This is a genomic window from Nostoc sp., from assembly GCF_036917435.1.
In the GTDB taxonomy this organism is placed as follows: Bacteria; Cyanobacteriota; Cyanobacteriia; order Cyanobacteriales; family Nostocaceae; genus Nostoc.
Genome location: NZ_JBALDM010000040.1, coordinates 65,624 through 82,658, shown reverse-complemented (window position 1 = coordinate 82,658; position 17,035 = coordinate 65,624). Strand labels below are relative to the sequence as shown.

The window sequence follows — 17,035 nt, the reverse complement described above, 5'->3', positions numbered from 1 at the left end:
AATATCACTTTTTATGTATGATTAAAGTTATATAATAGCAATACTTTTAGCCTCACATAAATTGCTAAATCTAGCCCTTTCAAATATCTGCCTAACTTAGGTTCTGTCCGCACCGCCCTAGATGATCCAGAACACGAATGGATATTTTGCTTTTAGAACAGCGCGATCGCTCTCTTAAAATCTTTTAAAAAGGCTTGTATTGGCAAGCTTTTTTTATGTAGTGTCTATGACGCCTACAGGCACTTTGAGATAATAGCGATCGCCACAATTATCTTGCAATGCAATATAATATATTGCATTGCAATTATTACAAGACGATGAGCAAAGAAAATATTACGTTTCGGATAGATACCGATCAGAAAGCTGCACTTGATGCAATCGCAGCCGGAATGAATCGCGATCGCAGTTACGTGCTTAATGAGGCGGTAGCCGCTTATCTAGAAATGTATCACTGGCAAATTGAAGAAATTCAAAAGGGGATTACAGAGGCGGATGCTGGAGACTTTGCCAGTAATGAGGAAGTAAAGGCGACTTTTGCAAGACTCACCAATGCAGATTAAGTGGCTACGTCGTGCGCTTCGTAATTTGGAACAAGCCCATAGCTACATCCTGAAAGAAAACCCACAAGCAGCGCCGGAAGTGATATTGAGGATTCAACTTGCTACCAGTCAACTTGAGAATTATCCTTTTATGGGGCGAACTGGACGTATAGAAGGTACAAGGGAGCTAGTAATTTCTAGCACACCATACATTGTTATTTATCGAGTCAAAGAAGAGTCAGTAGAAATTCTTCGAGTTTTCCACACGTCAAAGCGGTATCCAGATTAGCGATCGCCCCTCACCTCATTAAAATCAGCATCTCTGGTTACAACAGTAAATCCACTTTGTCACTTAATGATCAGCTGCATAGCTTAGGCAGTCCAAAATATCCTCTTGTATTAAATAAGGAAAATCATCAAGTACTTCCTCGTAGGTCATACCAGAGGTAATATATGATAAAACATCCTATACAGTAATTCGCATTCCTCGAATACATGGCTTACCACCTCATTTTCCTGGTTCGATCGTAATAATATTTTGGTACTGCATAGCTATTCAGTCTTCAAAAATCTTCATCATCAACAAAAAATTCGGCATCGTCTTCTAATCGAGAATTACCCCGCCCAGAAGCAGCAATTCCCCAGAGAGGTTGCAGCAGTGCCATGCCAATTAACCCTAAACCTGCACTAAAAGCGAGAACTAAACCCATTGGTATTTGAATTGATTGGAATGTTAAGAATTTTAACGATACGGGTGTGGCATTTTGGACTGAAATAATTGCGATCGCTATTACCGAAACTGCTAAAACTAGAGATGTCAAAAAAGGAGCGAGAGTTTTCATGCTTTGAGCAAAGTTAGGAGTGAGGAGTTATTAATTTAGAACTTGTAATTTATAACTAACTTTTAATAAGAGTTAGAAGTTAAGAATTGTTACTTTACAACTCTTAACTCCTAAATTATTATGCTTCTAATATGGGACTTTACCAATGACACTCTGTAACTCTTGCGCGATTTTGGTGAGTTTTTCGGGAGTGTTGGTTTCTAGGTAGACGCGCACTAGTGGTTCTGTACCAGAAGGACGTAGTAAAATCCAGCTACCTTCTTCTAAATAGAGCTTAATACCATCTTTACGCCCTACTTCCTTAACTTTAATTCCTGCTACCTCTGTAGGTGGATTTTTCGTAAAGGAGTCGATGAGGGCGGTTTTGTGTGCCTCTGTGAGGTGTAAATCTAGGCGATTGTTGTAAAGTGGGCCATTAGCTTCAGCGATCGCTTCTGCCACCATTTGACTTAGCGGTTTGCCTTCATAAGCGATCGCTTCTGCCACCAGCATATCGGCTAAAATCCCGTCTTTTTCGGGAATATGCCCAAGAATACTCAAACCGCCTGATTCTTCTCCACCAATTAATACGGCAGTTTCGCGCATTTTTTCGCCAATATATTTAAAACCAACTGCTGTTTCATAAATTTGCAGCCCATTTTTAGCAGCGAAATTATCCAGCAGGTGAGTTGTAGCCACAGTGCGGACGATCGCGCCTGTTTTACCTTTGTTTTTCAGCAAATGACGTGCTAGAACTAGCAGCACAGTATTGGGACTAAGGACAGTTCCTTGTTCATCAACAATGCCAAAGCGATCGCTATCTCCATCCGTTGCCAAGCCCAAATCAGCGCGATCGCGGACTACTGCTTCCCCTAACTCAACTAATTGTTCTCCTTTGGGTTCTGGCATTCCACCGCCAAATAAAACATCTCTCCAATCGTGAAAACTTTCTAACTCAACGCCACTATGTTGCAAAACTTCATCTAAATAGCCGCGAGAGGTAGAATACAAAGCATCGTATTTTATCTTTAAATTAGCGCTTTTGATTCTTTCTATATCAAGTAGGGTATAGATAAATTGCAGGTAATCTGGTTTGGGATCGAAAATAGAAATTGAACCTGATGGGTTACTCCCAGGCAATTCATCCGATGCGCTTTCTATATTTGCCACAATAGTATCAGTAATCTCTGGAGTGGCAGGCCCAGCATAATCGGGTATATATTTAATTCCACAGTAGCGTGCTGGATTATGGCTAGCAGTAAACATCAATGCCCCTGCCGATTTTAGGTGACGGGCGTTGTAGGCAATTACTGGTGTGGGGCAATCCCGATCGGTAATTTTCACTCTCCAACCCAAATCTGCCAGGACTTGGGCTGATGTTTGGGCAAACTGGTCAGCTAAAAAGCGAGTATCGTAGGCAATAAGTACTGGTCTGTCTTTTTTGTAGGCTGTTTCTAAATAAGTGGCGATCGCTCTTGTTACTTTCCGCACATTGGGAAAAGTAAAGTCATCGGCAATAATCCCTCGCCATCCATCAGTGCCAAATTTTATCTTGCTGGACATTTTTGCCACTTGCTTCTGTACATTATCAGTACTATAAAAGCTTCCCGTAAAGCTTGTGTAGCAGCAAGTATCCTCCGAAGTGATTTTCTAAGGAAGCCTTAGTTTAAAGTTATCCCCACCGTATTTTCTCTCACTGTTTCTGAGCAATGTCAACCCCCGATCGACCTTTTGCCAGTTATCACCTTTGGTCTCTAGTTGCCCCAGCGACTGGGCAAGAACGCTGGCATTGCCAGATGAGACGGGGGTTTATCAAAGCACGGCAACACGAACCACAAGTCAAAGCGCTTTTAGGGCAAGCCACCGCACCCCAGAGGATTGGTATACTGGCCCAAAAAGGCATTTATGAGTTTCATCATCACAGCTATCTGTTGAAGGAAGCAGATGGTGTAGCAAGAGTTGCACAGCTACTTAAATTAGGCAACTCAAGCGTTCAAGTTCAGCAACGAGTGCTACAAATTTTGCAAAAATATCATAATGCGCCGTTGCTGTTAGATAAAGATATTATTCAATTAACTCCGGGTGATGAAGGTTTTCCTAAACCGATAGTAGTTGAACAAGAGGATTATTGCTTTCGGTTGTATGCCGCTATGGACTGCGTTTTCATTGAGAGCGATCGCACTTTACATATTTTAGATTTCAAAACAGGTAAGTCAGCTTTTGACAAACGACAGGCATTAGTTTATTTATTAGCTGCCCGTTATCTTTACCCGGAACGAGAAGCTGTTGCATCATTTTATAATTTAGAAATATGTAAAAAGTCTGAGTTAATTAGCATCAATAATAGTGAATTAGAATCCTTAAAATTTGAGTTAGCTAATATTGCCCATAAGCATCAGCACGATTTACAAAAATATCAGGAAAAAACGAGTAACTTTAGTAAAATTTTTCCTCCTAATCCTGGTTCTCATTGCCGCTTTTGCCCATTTAATTCAATCTGTGAATTTGCCGATTTTAAGCAAACTCAATCATATCCACTGCCAAGTTTAAGAGTTAATGTTAATTTAAATCATCTATAGCAATACGATTTGATTTTTGAAAAGATATAAGTATATGTAGGGTGTCTTACGGCTTCCGTAACGCACCATTTGTAAGGATTTGGTGCGTTACGCTGTCGCTAACACAACGCCAGTAACGCTCCTTCTCCTGACGGAGACGCTACGCGAACGTCCGCTCAAGTCGGGAAACCCGCCCATGCGACTGGCTCCCCTGCGTATCTTTTCAGAAATCAAATACAAATATTAGTCCTATGTCAAAATAACATGGGCTAAGATAATTCCTTTCTATTCCGTAGATGAGCATGAGGCACTACAGAAATTTTTTGAATTGTTTGAAGAATACTTGCATCAGAACAAGAGTTCAGAAGTAGACGAAAATTGTGGTTAAGCAGAGAATATTAAGGTGCGTTAGCCTACGGCGTAACACACCCTACGTTTTCAGGGTTCTTTTCCCAATGCCCTAATTTAAAAGGGTGGTAATTCTTTAAGAATTGTAAACCTGATATGATTTATCGCTAAATCACCAATGGGGATATCTTCTTTGGTTAGCCGCGCACCTTTGCTTGTGACGGTTTCAAAGGTGATACCTTTGCCAATTTCAATGTGATACCAGCATAAGCCCATAAAAAAGCGCGTCGGATAAGGGCCACCTTCACCGATATCGTCAGGATTTGATTCCATTGGCAACCAACCAATATTCGGAACGTAGAACTCCAGCCAAACATGATTAAAGTCGGGTTGTAGCGGCACTCCTAGTAAGTCACTATGGGCGGGGCATTTGTACCTACCGACAGTCCGGCAGGGGATGCCATTTAAACGAGATAAGGCAAGTAATACACCGACATATTCGCCACAGGAACCAACGCCCCGTTCTAAAACTATATCTGGTGTGTCAATGTAAGGTTTAATACCATAGGACAACTGATCGTAGACGTAGTTGCGGATGCTGTGCATTTTCCGCAGCACATTAGTTTCAGAACCAATGGCTTCTCTAGCGGCACGGCGAACAATGGGAGTATCCATTGCTAAATCGTCGTCATCCACTAGGTAGCGTGTTTGTAATTCTGGGGAAAGTTCAGGTATATCTTCTACATCTCTGGGTGTGATGCGATACTTAATTCCTCGAACTTCTAAAAGTGCTTTCCAGCCAAATATATGCCGTTCTCCTGGTGCCAGAGAATCAAATTTAAAGACTGCTACACGTTGCCCTTCTATTACTTCTTCGGTAAATGGCATACCAATTGGTTCAACGTGTTTGACCTTTTGACGCTCAGTTTCTGATGGTAGAGCGATGCGCCATTCTACATCAGGGATATAAACCTCGTCTAAGGGGGCAATTTCTTCGGCATAAGACATTTCAATCAGATAGCCGTTAGAGAGGGCGTAACGCTTATCTGGCTGGTAATGATAATGCAGGGGATGAATGAAAGTGCGATCGCGGAATGTTAACTCATGACTCGGATCGGCATTGGGATTATCCCGAATATAAGCTTCTTCTGAGGCATAAGCGACGTAGATTGTTTCTTCGCCTGTTTCGCCATTTTTATGGATTGCAATGCCTGTAGGAGATTCAAAAGGTGTTAGAACACTAAATTGCAGTTCACCTGTGGCCCTGTCCATCGCGTAAATTGATTGTTCAGTGCGATCGCAAATCCAGAGCATTTCCTGAGTCACTGCCAAATTCTCTATCCCAACTCCAGGGGCATAAAATCTGGTAATCTCTTTTCGGGTTTCGCGGTCAAAAATCAAAATGTAGCCGAGCCTTTGGGAACTGACATAAACTGTTGTTTCCCAAACAGCAACACCATCAGCCGGATAAGGCAATGTTACAAAATGTTCTAAACCCAAAGCATTGAGCTTGCACAAGTAAACACTATTTTCGCGGCTCACCCAGAGGGTATCATCCCACACAGCTATACCAGTGACATCGGTAAATTCTTTAACTTGATGGGGGTTGATAATTTTGCTGTTGTCAGAGGTGGGATCGATCTCCAGTAAATGCCCTTTAATACTATCAATGGCAATAAGTCTATCTTTAATGAAAGTAATGCCACACAGGGTAGCAGCAGTAAGCGGTCGAATTGTTTTTTGCCCAAACATCTGGCTAACGGTCGTGGGGAGTGCAAAACTCATATTAAGCATATTTATTGAATGGTTTAGCACGCCTGGGTAATTCCAAATTCCAAATTCGGCTAGAAAAGTTTGCTAGATCAGGAAACCCTAATGGCACTCCAGTTTGCTTGAGTGGCGAAATACACAAGGGACTGGCTCAACTTTCCGCAAAATTAAAAATGAAGAAATGCAATCGTGCCATGCATCCTGGCTATTTACTACGGGATGAGATAAAAGGAATGGCAGCCTAAAATTAATAGTGGCATATCCTCTTTAACAGAGCTTATAAACTCTATTACTCACAATTATCGGTACAATGTGTTCCGATCAACTCTTTCGTGAGAAATAATACTATGTCAAACTAGGAGGAATTTACAAATGTTAAGAATTACATATACATTAATATAGCTGGGCGATCGCCTTAATGTAACTTTAGGAGATGGAATTCCTGCCATCACTAAATTATGATCGAATTTTGTAACCATTTGCTGTGACCTACACGATGTCTGCTAATTCTCTGCCTGAAGGTGCCGCCGTTTGGCATAGTTTAGAAGTTGATAAAGCGCTAGACCTGCTTGATAGTAATGCAGACAGTGGCTTAACACCCCAAGAAATTGAAGAGAGGTTGCAAAAGTACGGCCCCAACGAACTTGAAGAAACTGCTGGGCGTAGTACTTGGGAAATTTTGCTGGATCAGTTCAAGAACATTATGTTGTTGATGCTGATTGGCGTAGCCCTGATTTCTGGGTTTTTAGACCTGATGCGTTTGCAGTCGGGCGGATTAAAGCCTGGTGAAGTGCCATTTAAAGATACGATCGCTATTTTAGCAATTGTCATTCTCAATGGCATACTCGGCTACGTCCAAGAAAGCCGTGCTGAAAAAGCCTTGGCAGCTTTGAAAAAAATGACCTCTCCCTTAGTGCGAGTCATCCGCGATACTAGATTCGTGGAGATAGCAGCCAAGGAACTAGTGCCAGGGGATGTAATGCTGCTAGAAGCGGGGATGCAGATAGCCGCAGATGGACGCTTGATCGAACAGTCTAATTTACAAATACGTGAGTCGGCGCTGACTGGTGAAGCCGAAGCGGTGAATAAACAGGCATCACTAAAATTGCCGGAGGACACATCATTAGGCGATCGCCTAAATGTCGTGTTTCAAGGAACCGAAGTAGTCCAAGGACGCGGCAAGGTTCTGGTGACTAACACCGGCATGACAACAGAATTAGGCAAAATTGCCACGATGTTGCAGGCGGTGGAAAGTGAACCTACGCCTTTACAGCAACGAATGACTCAACTGGGTAACGTCCTGGTTACGGGTTCTTTAATTCTGGTGGCGATCGTTGTCGTCGGTGGTGTCATCAAGGATGGAGGTTTTAAAAACATCCAAGAACTTTTGGAAGTTTCCTTGAGTATGGCGGTTGCTGTAGTGCCAGAAGGTTTACCTGCAGTAATTACCGTAACTCTGGCACTGGGAACCCAGCGAATGGTGCGCCAAAATGCCTTGATTCGCAAATTACCAGCAGTGGAAACTTTGGGTTCTGTAACCACCATCTGTTCGGATAAAACCGGCACGCTGACTCAAAATAAAATGGTCGTGCAATCGGTTTTCACCAATAACAAAACTTTTCGTGTCACTGGCGAAGGTTATGCTCCCACTGGGGATTTTCAGTTAGATGGTCAAAAAATTTCCTTAGAAGAATCTCCAGAAATCTCCGCGTTGTCAGTCGCCTGTGCTGTTTGTAATGATTCAGTGTTGCAAAAAGAACAAGGCGAATGGGCAATTTTGGGAGATCCGACAGAGGGGGCATTATTAACACTGGCGGGAAAAGCTGGAATTGAAAAAGACCAGTGGAACAGTAAGTTACCTCGCGTTGCCGAATTTCCATTTTCTTCGGAACGGAAGCGGATGAGCGTGATTTCTCAGGTAGAGGGAGTCGCCACAGGTGAAGCATCTTCCAGAGGCGTTGATCCAGCAATTTCTGGTTTTCTCCAATCTGAACCTTACTTAATGTTTACCAAAGGTTCCCCAGAGTTAATCTTGGCACGTTGTACTCAGATTCATTTGGGCGATGACACAGCCCCCGTGACTGAAGCACAACGTCAGAACATTTTGGCAGAAAATGACAAAATGGCAAGTAAAGGTTTGCGAGTACTAGGTTTTGCCTACAAACCCCTCACAGAAGTTCCACCGGAAGGTTCAGGTGAAGAATCTGAGCAAGGCTTGGTGTGGCTGGGATTGGTGGGAATGCTGGATGCGCCACGCCCAGAAGTAAGGGCAGCTGTGCAAGAGTGCCGAGCAGCCGGAATTCGCCCAGTGATGATTACTGGCGACCACCAATTAACCGCACGAGCGATCGCTACCGATTTGGGAATTGCTGAGGAAGGCGCACGTGTCCTCACAGGTCAAGAATTGCAACGGATGAGTGACCAGGAATTAGAGCAAAACGTTGATCTAGTAAGCATCTACGCTAGGGTTTCCCCAGAACACAAACTGCGAATTGTCCAAGCACTGCAACGCCGGGGCCGATTCGTCGCCATGACAGGCGATGGTGTCAACGATGCCCCAGCCCTCAAACAAGCTGATATTGGGATTGCAATGGGCATTACTGGCACTGATGTCAGTAAAGAAGCCAGCGATATGGTCTTACTTGATGACAACTTCGCCACCATTGTTAGCGCCACCAAGGAAGGTAGAGTTGTTTACACAAATATCCGCCGCTTTATTAAATACATTCTGGGCAGTAACATTGGTGAAGTTCTGACAATTGCCGCCGCACCCTTAATTGGTTTAGGAGGCGTTCCCCTTACCCCCTTACAAATTTTGTGGATGAATTTGGTGACAGACGGTTTACCAGCTTTGGCATTAGCCGTGGAACCTCCAGAACCGGATGTAATGCAACGTCCGCCTTTTAGTCCCCGTGAAAGTATTTTCGCTAGGGGATTGGGTTCTTATATGATTCGCATTGGGATAATATTTGCCATTATCAGCATTACTTTGATGTGGTGGGCTTATCAACATACCCATGCAGCTGGGTATAAGGGAGATCCAGAGACTTGGAAGACGATGGTATTTACTACCTTGTGTATCGCCCAAATGGGACATGCGATCGCTATTCGTTCCAACAACCAACTGACCATCGAAATGAATCCCTTCTCCAATATCTTTGTACTAGCGGCTGTTGTCGTCACCACGATTTTGCAGTTGATGCTAGTTTACGTCCCACCCCTGCGAGATTTCTTTGGTACTCACTACCTCAATATGCAAGAATTGGGAGTTTGTATTGGCTTCAGTGCCTTAATGTTTGTCTGGATTGAAGCGGAGAAGATATTTTTGCGGATTATGGGCAAGAAGGCTGTCTAAATTGGGAATTGGGCATGGGGCATGGGGCATGGGGCATGGGGCATTAATTATTCTCCTCTGTACCTCTGCTCTCGTGCTTCTTGTTTGTCTTTCTCCTTTCCAATGTCCAATACTTCTCTACGAGACGCTAGGCGAACCCTCAGTACAAGTCCCCCCAATGCCCAATTCCCAATGCCCCATGCCCAATCCTCATCTATGTACCTGAAAACTCTAAATCTCCGACAATTTCGCAATTACCAAGACCAAAAGGTTGAGTTTAATGCTGCCAAAACAATTTTGGTAGGTAATAACGCTCAGGGAAAATCGAATTTGTTGGAGGCGGTAGAGTTGCTAGCGACATTGCGATCGCACCGGATGACCCGCGATCGCGATTTGGTTCAAGAAGGGGAAGCCATAGCCCAAATTAATGCCACCCTTGAGCGACAAGCAGGTGTTAGTGACCTGACTTTAACTTTGCGCCGTAATGGTCGCCGGAGTGTTGCGATCAATGGTGAATCTATCCGCCGTCAAATGGATTTTCTTGGCGTTCTCAATGCAGTCCAGTTTTCTAGCTTGGATTTAGACCTAGTACGCGGTGGCCCCGAAGGTCGCCGTAACTGGTTAGATACACTCTTAATTCAACTGGAACCTGTTTATGCTCACATTTTGCAGCAGTATAACCATGTGTTACGTCAGCGCAATGCCTTTTTAAAAAAAACTCAAGACTCAGAACTCAGCACTCAGCACGGGCTAAACGCCCCGCTACCGCTAACAGCACTCAGCACTCAGCACTCAGAACTAGCGGTGTGGGATGCACAGTTAGCTACCACAGGAACTAGGGTAATTAGAAGACGCGATCGCGCCATACAAAGATTAGCCCCTATTGCTAGTGCTTGGCACGCCAGTATTAGCGGCAGTACAGAAATTCTGCAAATTAATTACGTACCTAATATTCCTTCAGGAGATAACCATCCAGAAGAAGTGCAACAAGCTTTTTTAGCAAAGATTCAACAGCGAGCCGTTGCTGAAATGCACCAAGGTAATACTCTTGTCGGCCCCCATAGAGACGAAATCGAATTAATTATTAACCAAACACCCGCTCGTCAATACGGTTCTCAAGGTCAACAACGAACGCTGGTTTTAGCCTTAAAATTAGCCGAATTACAATTAATTGAAGAAGTCGTCAAAGAACCACCATTGCTATTACTTGATGATGTTCTTGCTGAACTTGATTTATCCCGTCAAAATCAATTGCTTGATGCCATTCAAGACCGCTTTCAAACCTTAATTACTACCACTCACTTGGGTTCTTTTGATTCCCAATGGTTGAAGTCCTCCCAAATTCTTTTTGTGAAAGCAGGAGAAATAATCCCAAATTTATCATGATTATTGAGTTATTAGCATTTGATCAAAATTAATATTTTGACAAAACGACCTACATGTGTTAGTAGCTTAAGTATTTTTACTCAATTTTAGTTTCTGCCATATCAAAATTTTGTCCGCGTTGTTGTACAATAAAAAATGGAATGTATCCGTACAAGTGCGGTATATAAGATAACTTACTGAATTATTTATCTTACAAACTATTCAAATTGTTTTGTCGCACCATCAAGGAGTAAAGATTCTTGGAAAAATCGTTAAAATCTTCCCCTGGAAGTAATCCAAAGACTTCGTCCGGTGCAAATGCACACTCAAAATTCTACATACCATCTCTCGATGGGATAAGAGTTGTTGCTTTTTTAATTGTCTTTTTATCCCATGCAAAAGTTGCCGAGCTTTTTCCCGGAGGCTTTGGCGTAACAATATTTTTCTTTCTCAGTGGCTACTTAATAACAACTATTCTTAGACGAGAATACGATCGCTATCAAACTATTGACTTTAAGTTGTTTTATACTAGACGAATCCTGCGTATTTGGCCCTCGTTTTACCTAGTCTTGTTGTTAGGGGTTGCCTTAACTATCGTAGGATTTATTCATGGAGAAATTCATTTATCAGCGTTTTTGTCTCAGTGTCTACACTATAACAATTACTATGCAATTTTTACTGGCACAATTGTTACTGGCAATGGAGCTACTCCCGGCAGTGCGGTATATTGGTCTCTAGCTGTCGAAGAACACTTTTACTTACTTTTCCCACTGCTGTATCTGGCTCTACGTAAGCTGCATGTAACTCCACACAGACAAATGCTAATTCTTTGGGGATTATGTTTAGCGGCCTTACTCTGGCGGTGTTTTCTGGTTTATGGTTTTGGAACATCTCCAGAACGTATATTTTATGCCACAGATACTCGGGTAGATAGTATTTTATTCGGTTGTGCATTGGCAGTTAATAATAACCCCATGCTGGATGAACAATATTATTCTAAAAAAATATGGAACTATTTTTTGCTGCCTATAGGAATAATCTTGATTATTTTTTCATTTTTATATCGCACACCTGAGTTTCAACAAACCTTTCGTTATACTATACAAGGAATTGGATTATATCCCATCTTTATTACCGCTATTCGCTTTCCCAATTGGGGATTATTCCCTCTACTCAATTTAAATTGGATGCGCTTTTTGGGTATGCTATCCTACTCTCTGTACCTTGTCCATTGCACTGTGATTTTTGTTGTTAGCACATATTTACCCCAATTTAATAAATTTATTCAAGCAGGAATTTCTCTATTAATTTCTTTTGGATTAGCATATATGATTTACCAGTTTATAGAGTTGCCATTGGGACAGCTACGCAAAAAGTTTTCACGGGCGTAAATGGAATTATTTTTTCGGTTCAGGCCCCGCCCCTTGTGGGTGCAGTAAATCTAAAATCCAAAATTGTTTCACTATTGATGACGTTTTTCTAGCCTTTTAAAAACGTTGAGAATCAGAAAGGTAAGCAGAGTAGCAATCAATCCTAACTGCCAAAAACCACACCCGGCAGCAATTCCTAATGCAGCCGAGATCCAAATAGCTGCTGCTGAGGTAAGTCCGTGAATTTCAAGTCGCTGTGATTATTGAGAAGATTGGCGGACAACTTCTCCAGCACCGAGAAATCCTATACCGGCTGCAATCCCTTGAATAACGCGGCTAAGTGCATCAGGACTATTTTGCACTCCTCCTGCTTGAATAATTATTAAGGTAAATATGGCTGAACCTAAACTCACCAGCGTATGAGTTCGTGACATCTCCTACACTCATCGGAGTACCGATAGAGTGTAGGCTTCGCAACCAATCCAGCTATCGCTTAGGAGGCGTTGCGCTTTAAGAACCGGATGACCCTCGGCTCTATTCTTTATATTTATTGCGGCATTATGATCGCGATCTAAACTGCACCCGCAACTAGGGCAATAGTGCCATCGGATATGCAGTTTCTTGGGAACTTTCACACTACAATTAGAACAGTCTTGACTAGTGCCTGATGCCTTGACTGGGACAACTAATAAACCAGCGTTTGCGGCTTTGTTTTTTAGTATTGACAGAAAGCTTGACCATCCGGCATCTAGTATCGATTTAGCTAATCGGGTACGTACAAGTCCTCTTACATTCAAGTCTTCAACCGCAATAATATCATATTTTTTCAATAAGTCATTCGCGGTTTTGAAGTGAAAGTCTTTTCTTTTATCTGCAACTTTTTTGTGTTGCCTTCCTAATTCTTTGACAGCTTTTTGTCTGCGCTTACTACCTTTTTTGCGGCGTTGACACTCGTTTTTGAATAACCCTCAACCGTTTTTGAGACTTGCGATAATACTGGGGAATGGCGACAACTTCATTCTCGGAAGTCGTCAAGAATTCTTTTAGCCCAACGTCAATACCTGTTATTGAATCAGGATTGAAATCTGGTTTAATTGTAGGCACAGTCTTATCTTCGAGACTTAGAGTTACATAATAACCATCGGCTTTTTTGGTAATGGAACAAGTTTTGATTTTGAAGCCATTAGGGATAGGACGGTGTTGCACTAACGTTACTTTCCCAAACTTAGGCAGGGTTATAAAACCATTCTCAATACAATCACTTTTGACTGTTGGATAGGTAAAAGTTTTGTATTGATTGGCTCCTTTGAATCTTGGTCTTCCACTTCGTTTGCCATTACAGTCACCGCCAAGAAATCTATCAAAGGCTAGCTCTACTCGTTTAGCTACATTTTGCAACACCTGAGAGTGAATTTCTTTGTACCAAGGTCTATCTTTTTTTTAGTTGTGGTAAAGAGTCTTGCTGACTGTTGTAATTGGGATTATTTCGTAACTCTGGTATATGACAAACTAATATTGAGCAAGAAGTAATTGAACATCGATTTTCTTCATACCAACAAAACCGATCCCCAAACAGATAGTTGTACTGGCAGCGTAGCATATCTAGCCACCTATCAAATTGAACAGCCTGTTGTTTTGTTGGGCGTAATCTGTATTGGTATGAAGTTTTCATTTATTTTCCTCCTGACAACTATGATAATATAAACGTATGGCTATTGGGTGGAAAAATGAAAGAATGTAGAATAAGCTTGAGGGTATCAGTGCGAAGGATGAATAAGTTTCGGAACTATGCGGTGAATCAGGATAAAACTTTGACGCAGTTAATAGAAGAGTATATTGACTCGCTACCAAATGCTAAGATTGGCAATTCGTCATCGACCGACCTTCCTCAATGACCTGTGGTCATTATCGCCTGTCGGTCAATTCCTTATTGCCCACCTTATATCCCGCCACTGAGCTGGGTACAGGTTCAGTGGCGGGATATAAGGTGTAATAGTTAAACCGGCCGGTTTGCGACTAATTTGCCGTTCTAAGCCGATAATTGCTCCAATAGCCAATGCAATGCATAGTCTGAGGCTGATATTTAGCCAATCATTAGTTGCAAGGTAGTAAGTGTTTGACAATGCTTAGTCTCGTATAGAGTATTCTATATAATAGATTAACTGGTAATATTTGTATTAATAGAGTTTAATCCAATGAGGCAGTGCAATACCTGCTCTCATATTGTGATTCTATTAATTCAGGAATGCTTTTTAACCTACTAAGTTAATATATTTTATTATTAGGATTATTTTTCAATAATATTTTTTTTTGGAAAATAAATTAAGGTTTGCATTGTCAAATTATGGCAACGGTCATAATTTGGGCAAACTACATGACTTTTAAATTTATTAAATACTTTTTGGACTATTTAAAATGACTGATGATATAAAATTTTACTTTGAATTGCTAGATTTAACCCATACACTCAATCAACTGACAACTACTAACAAATTGAGTGGATAAACTCTACTGGCTAGACCAAATTAAACTACAAGACCGCGCCAAAGTAGGTGAGAAAGCGTTTCACTTGAGCAAAATTATCCAGCGTGGCTATCCGGTGGTGTCTGGTTTTGTCGTTTCAGGGGAAATCTTACAACAATTTCTCGAAAATCTCAACAGTTCAGAGTCATTAGTGGCTGACTTACCCCATTCTTCATTACACCTGGATGTCACTAATTGGCGGCAACTTCAGCAGGTGGCGAGTGGCTTACGTCAAGAAATTTTGACTGCGACAATGCCACAGCACTGGGTGAGTACAATTTTCCAAGCAGCTAGAGAGTGGCAAACTGGCTGTTTGATTCTTCGACCTACTTTAGCAGTATCAATTGCTAACCCAGGGATGAAGAATATATCAGGTTTACTAGAGTCGGTGTTTTGCCAGTGCGAGCCGGAAGCGATCGCTTGGGCATTAAAGCGCACCTGGAGCCAGATATTTCGTGCCAGAAGTCTCCTATACTGGCAACGAGCAGGAATTAATCTGCAACAAATAAATTTAGCAGTGTTGGTGCAACCTGTTGAGAATGCGATCGCTAGTGGTTTACTCAAAGCCAATTCTTCTGGCTGGGAAATTGAGGCTACTTGGGGATTAGGAATTGCGATATCTCAAGGTGAAATCCAGCCAGATGTCTACTACATCCAACAGGAAACTGGGGTTGTCCTTGAGCAACAATTGGGCAATAAAATGCTGGCTTATGGTGTTGATGCAGCACCTGAAGCTTTTTCACAACCCGCGCCTAACTCAGCGCTAACCCCAGATCATACTTGTCTGATTACCTACGTACTTCAAGAAGCCCAGCAAAAACAGTACGCTTTACAAGAAGAATATTTACAACAAATAATTGCTCTGGGAACTCAACTAGTAAGTGAACTAGGTAAAACTTTTACCATTAAATGGACTATTGCTCAACAAACCACATCTAACAAGCTCTACATCACACAAGTTAGTTCTTCCCAATCCGTAATTCCCCCCGGACAGTTCATCATAGGACTAGGAGCAGCAGGGGGACGTGTTGTGGCCACTGCCTTAGTAATTACTAATTCGCAACAGAAACCTGAAGAACTACCCAAGGGAGTCATTTTAGTAGTACCAACAATCACTCCTGATTGGCTACCATTACTACACCAAGTTGCTGGTATTATCACAGAGCAAGGCGGATTAACTAGCCATGCTGCCATTCTTGCCAGAGAATTAAGGATCGCAGCCGTAGTAAACGCAAAATCTGCCACAACTTTAATTCAAACAGGCGAACGACTGCTCCTTGATGGCGACAGAGGAGAAATTTATCGAATCAAAGGAGACTCAAAGAAGGAGATGGAAAAAGGCAGAGAACAAGAAGGTGGAAAACTGGGAGGAGAAAATTTTGTTTCCCCAAATTACTCCAAAGCGCTCCATTCTTCTGCTGTTACTACTCATCTACCCATGATTGCTACCCAACTACTGGTTAACTTGAGTCAGTCCAGTTTAATAGAAGAAGTGCAAAACTTCCCTGTGGATGGGGTGGGATTGTTGCGCTCAGAATTGATGATATTAAATATATTAGACGGGCAACATCCTAACAACTGGATTTTAGGTGGTCGTAAGGCAGAATTATTAGAGCTATGGTCTGAGCAGATTATGCAGTTTGCTCGTGGTTTTGCACCCAGACCAATTTTTTATCGTTCTTTAGATTGGCGATCGCAGGATTTACCATCATTGAGCGATAATTTAGAATCTTCGCCGCAGTCGATGTTGGGTGAACGCGGCACTTTTAGCTATTTACGAAATCCCGCAGTATTTGAGTTAGAACTACAAGCTTTAGCGAATGTACAGCAAGCTGGTTACAGTAACGTCAACTTACTATTGCCCTTTGTGCGGACTGTGGAAGAATTTGTTTTTTGCCGTCGCAAAGTTGAGCAAGCTCTTTTAACCGAAGTGTCGCAGTTTCAATTGTGGATGATGGCAGAAGTTCCAAGCGTCCTGTTTTTGCTGCCGGAATATGTGAAAGCAGGTGCAGCCGGAATTTCTATTGGTACAAACGACCTAACTCAATTGTTGCTCGGAGTGGATCGAGAACAAGGACAACTAGCAAAAGTATTTAACGAACGTCATCCGGCAGTTATGAGTGCGATCGCTCAATTGATCCAAATGGCTAGAAGTGCCGGTATACCTTGTTCAATCTGCGGTCAAGCACCAGCCCTCTATCCAGAAATCATCGATAAATTAGTAGAATGGGGTATAACTTCCATTTCCGTGGAACCGGAAGCAGTTGAGCGAACATATCAAGCGATCGCTCGTGCTGAACAACGTCTAATTCTAGCAGCAGCACGAGAAAAACTTCATTAAATACGATACACAATCATGGGTGTTATGAAAGTATTAATTACTGGCAACGGAGGAATGATTGGTTCG

Annotated in this window: 14 protein-coding genes and 3 pseudogenes; 9 read left to right on the top strand and 8 right to left on the bottom strand. The window is 42.2% G+C overall.

Annotated features, from left to right (window positions below; translation table 11 throughout):
* The first annotated feature begins 317 nt into the window (after positions 1 to 317).
* Positions 318 to 560 carry a CopG family ribbon-helix-helix protein gene (locus V7K98_RS19370; protein ID WP_335024681.1) on the top strand — a complete coding sequence of 81 codons (243 nt, stop codon included), beginning with the start codon at positions 318 to 320 and terminating at the stop codon, positions 558 to 560.
* Positions 535 to 828 (top strand): type II toxin-antitoxin system RelE/ParE family toxin, encoded by a 294-nt coding sequence (locus tag V7K98_RS19365; protein ID WP_335024679.1) that lies wholly within the window; start codon positions 535 to 537, stop codon positions 826 to 828. Before V7K98_RS19370 ends, V7K98_RS19365 begins: the two co-directional genes overlap by 26 nt.
* 63 nt (positions 829 to 891) lie before the next feature.
* Here the strand turns inward: V7K98_RS19365 and V7K98_RS19360 are convergent.
* The 3 genes and pseudogenes from V7K98_RS19360 to V7K98_RS19350 all read right to left on the bottom strand — a co-directional run.
* Positions 892 to 993: pseudogene (locus tag V7K98_RS19360) on the bottom strand (DUF433 domain-containing protein); the annotation flags it as partial.
* Between the two features lie 109 nt (positions 994 to 1,102).
* The gene (locus tag V7K98_RS19355; protein WP_335024677.1) at positions 1,103 to 1,381 is read right to left on the bottom strand and encodes a LapA family protein; all 279 of its coding nucleotides are present in this window, start codon (positions 1,379 to 1,381) and stop codon (positions 1,103 to 1,105) included.
* A gap of 126 nt (positions 1,382 to 1,507) precedes the next feature.
* Complete coding sequence (locus V7K98_RS19350; protein WP_335024675.1) at positions 1,508 to 2,923, bottom strand: phosphoglucomutase/phosphomannomutase family protein; 1,416 nt, start codon at positions 2,921 to 2,923, stop codon at positions 1,508 to 1,510.
* Between the two features lie 146 nt (positions 2,924 to 3,069).
* On the opposite strand from V7K98_RS19350, the gene V7K98_RS19345 reads away from it, so the two are divergent.
* Positions 3,070 to 3,939 carry a PD-(D/E)XK nuclease family protein gene (locus V7K98_RS19345; protein WP_335024673.1) on the top strand — a complete coding sequence of 290 codons (870 nt, stop codon included), beginning with the start codon at positions 3,070 to 3,072 and terminating at the stop codon, positions 3,937 to 3,939.
* A gap of 444 nt (positions 3,940 to 4,383) precedes the next feature.
* Here the strand turns inward: V7K98_RS19345 and V7K98_RS19340 are convergent, their stop codons facing one another.
* Positions 4,384 to 6,051: a transglutaminase family protein gene (locus V7K98_RS19340; RefSeq protein WP_335024671.1), complete on the bottom strand. Its 1,668-nt coding sequence runs from the start codon at positions 6,049 to 6,051 to the stop codon at positions 4,384 to 4,386.
* 14 nt (positions 6,052 to 6,065) lie between these two features.
* On the opposite strand from V7K98_RS19340, the gene V7K98_RS19335 reads away from it, so the two are divergent.
* Positions 6,066 to 6,281, top strand: a complete 216-nt coding sequence (locus V7K98_RS19335; protein ID WP_335024669.1) for a hypothetical protein — start codon at positions 6,066 to 6,068, stop codon at positions 6,279 to 6,281.
* Positions 6,282 to 6,386: 105 nt separating this feature from the next.
* On the opposite strand, the gene V7K98_RS19330 is transcribed toward V7K98_RS19335, so the two are convergent.
* Positions 6,387 to 6,515 (bottom strand): hypothetical protein, encoded by a 129-nt coding sequence (locus tag V7K98_RS19330; protein WP_335024668.1) that lies wholly within the window; start codon positions 6,513 to 6,515, stop codon positions 6,387 to 6,389.
* 17 nt (positions 6,516 to 6,532) lie between these two features.
* Here V7K98_RS19330 and V7K98_RS19325 point away from each other — a divergent pair, with 17 nt between their 5' ends.
* The 4 genes from V7K98_RS19325 to V7K98_RS19310 all read left to right on the top strand — a co-directional run bounded on the left by V7K98_RS19325 (position 6,533) and on the right by V7K98_RS19310 (position 12,126).
* Positions 6,533 to 9,391: a cation-translocating P-type ATPase gene (locus V7K98_RS19325; protein WP_335024973.1), complete on the top strand. Its 2,859-nt coding sequence runs from the start codon at positions 6,533 to 6,535 to the stop codon at positions 9,389 to 9,391.
* Positions 9,392 to 9,419: 28 nt separating this feature from the next.
* Entirely contained in the window at positions 9,420 to 9,596 is a 177-nt protein-coding gene (locus V7K98_RS19320; RefSeq protein ID WP_335024666.1) for a hypothetical protein, read from the top strand.
* Complete coding sequence (gene recF, locus V7K98_RS19315) at positions 9,587 to 10,756, top strand: DNA replication/repair protein RecF (protein ID WP_335024971.1); 1,170 nt, start codon at positions 9,587 to 9,589, stop codon at positions 10,754 to 10,756. Before V7K98_RS19320 ends, recF begins: the two co-directional genes overlap by 10 nt.
* 239 nt (positions 10,757 to 10,995) lie before the next feature.
* A complete protein-coding gene (locus V7K98_RS19310) occupies positions 10,996 to 12,126 on the top strand; it encodes an acyltransferase family protein (RefSeq protein ID WP_335024664.1) in 1,131 nt (376 codons plus the stop codon).
* 71 nt (positions 12,127 to 12,197) lie between these two features.
* Here V7K98_RS19310 and V7K98_RS19305 read toward each other — a convergent pair.
* The 3 genes and pseudogenes from V7K98_RS19305 to V7K98_RS19295 form a co-directional block, all read right to left on the bottom strand.
* Positions 12,198 to 12,539, bottom strand: a pseudogene (locus tag V7K98_RS19305) (MgtC/SapB family protein).
* 9 nt (positions 12,540 to 12,548) lie between these two features.
* A pseudogene (locus tag V7K98_RS19300) lies at positions 12,549 to 13,777 on the bottom strand (RNA-guided endonuclease InsQ/TnpB family protein).
* Positions 13,778 to 14,024: 247 nt separating this feature from the next.
* Entirely contained in the window at positions 14,025 to 14,228 is a 204-nt protein-coding gene (locus tag V7K98_RS19295) for an MgtC/SapB family protein (RefSeq protein WP_335024662.1), read from the bottom strand.
* Positions 14,229 to 14,602: 374 nt separating this feature from the next.
* On the opposite strand from V7K98_RS19295, the gene V7K98_RS19290 reads away from it, so the two are divergent.
* A complete protein-coding gene (locus tag V7K98_RS19290; protein WP_335024659.1) occupies positions 14,603 to 16,969 on the top strand; it encodes a putative PEP-binding protein in 2,367 nt (788 codons plus the stop codon).
* Positions 16,970 to 17,035 lie beyond the last annotated feature (66 nt).

Excerpts from the sequence above, each read along its gene's own strand:
- V7K98_RS19370 (WP_335024681.1), top strand. The coding sequence starts at position 318 with ATGAGCAAAGAAAATATTACGTTTCGGATAGATACCGATCAGAAAGCT.
- V7K98_RS19355 (WP_335024677.1), bottom strand. The coding sequence starts at position 1,381 with ATGAAAACTCTCGCTCCTTTTTTGACATCTCTAGTTTTAGCAGTTTCG.
- V7K98_RS19350 (WP_335024675.1), bottom strand. The coding sequence starts at position 2,923 with ATGTCCAGCAAGATAAAATTTGGCACTGATGGATGGCGAGGGATTATT.
- V7K98_RS19345 (WP_335024673.1), top strand. The coding sequence starts at position 3,070 with ATGTCAACCCCCGATCGACCTTTTGCCAGTTATCACCTTTGGTCTCTA.
- V7K98_RS19340 (WP_335024671.1), bottom strand. The coding sequence starts at position 6,051 with ATGAGTTTTGCACTCCCCACGACCGTTAGCCAGATGTTTGGGCAAAAA.
- V7K98_RS19330 (WP_335024668.1), bottom strand. The coding sequence starts at position 6,515 with ATGGTTACAAAATTCGATCATAATTTAGTGATGGCAGGAATTCCATCT.
- V7K98_RS19325 (WP_335024973.1), top strand. The coding sequence starts at position 6,533 with ATGTCTGCTAATTCTCTGCCTGAAGGTGCCGCCGTTTGGCATAGTTTA.
- V7K98_RS19320 (WP_335024666.1), top strand. The coding sequence starts at position 9,420 with ATGGGGCATGGGGCATTAATTATTCTCCTCTGTACCTCTGCTCTCGTG.
- recF (WP_335024971.1), top strand. The coding sequence starts at position 9,587 with ATGTACCTGAAAACTCTAAATCTCCGACAATTTCGCAATTACCAAGAC.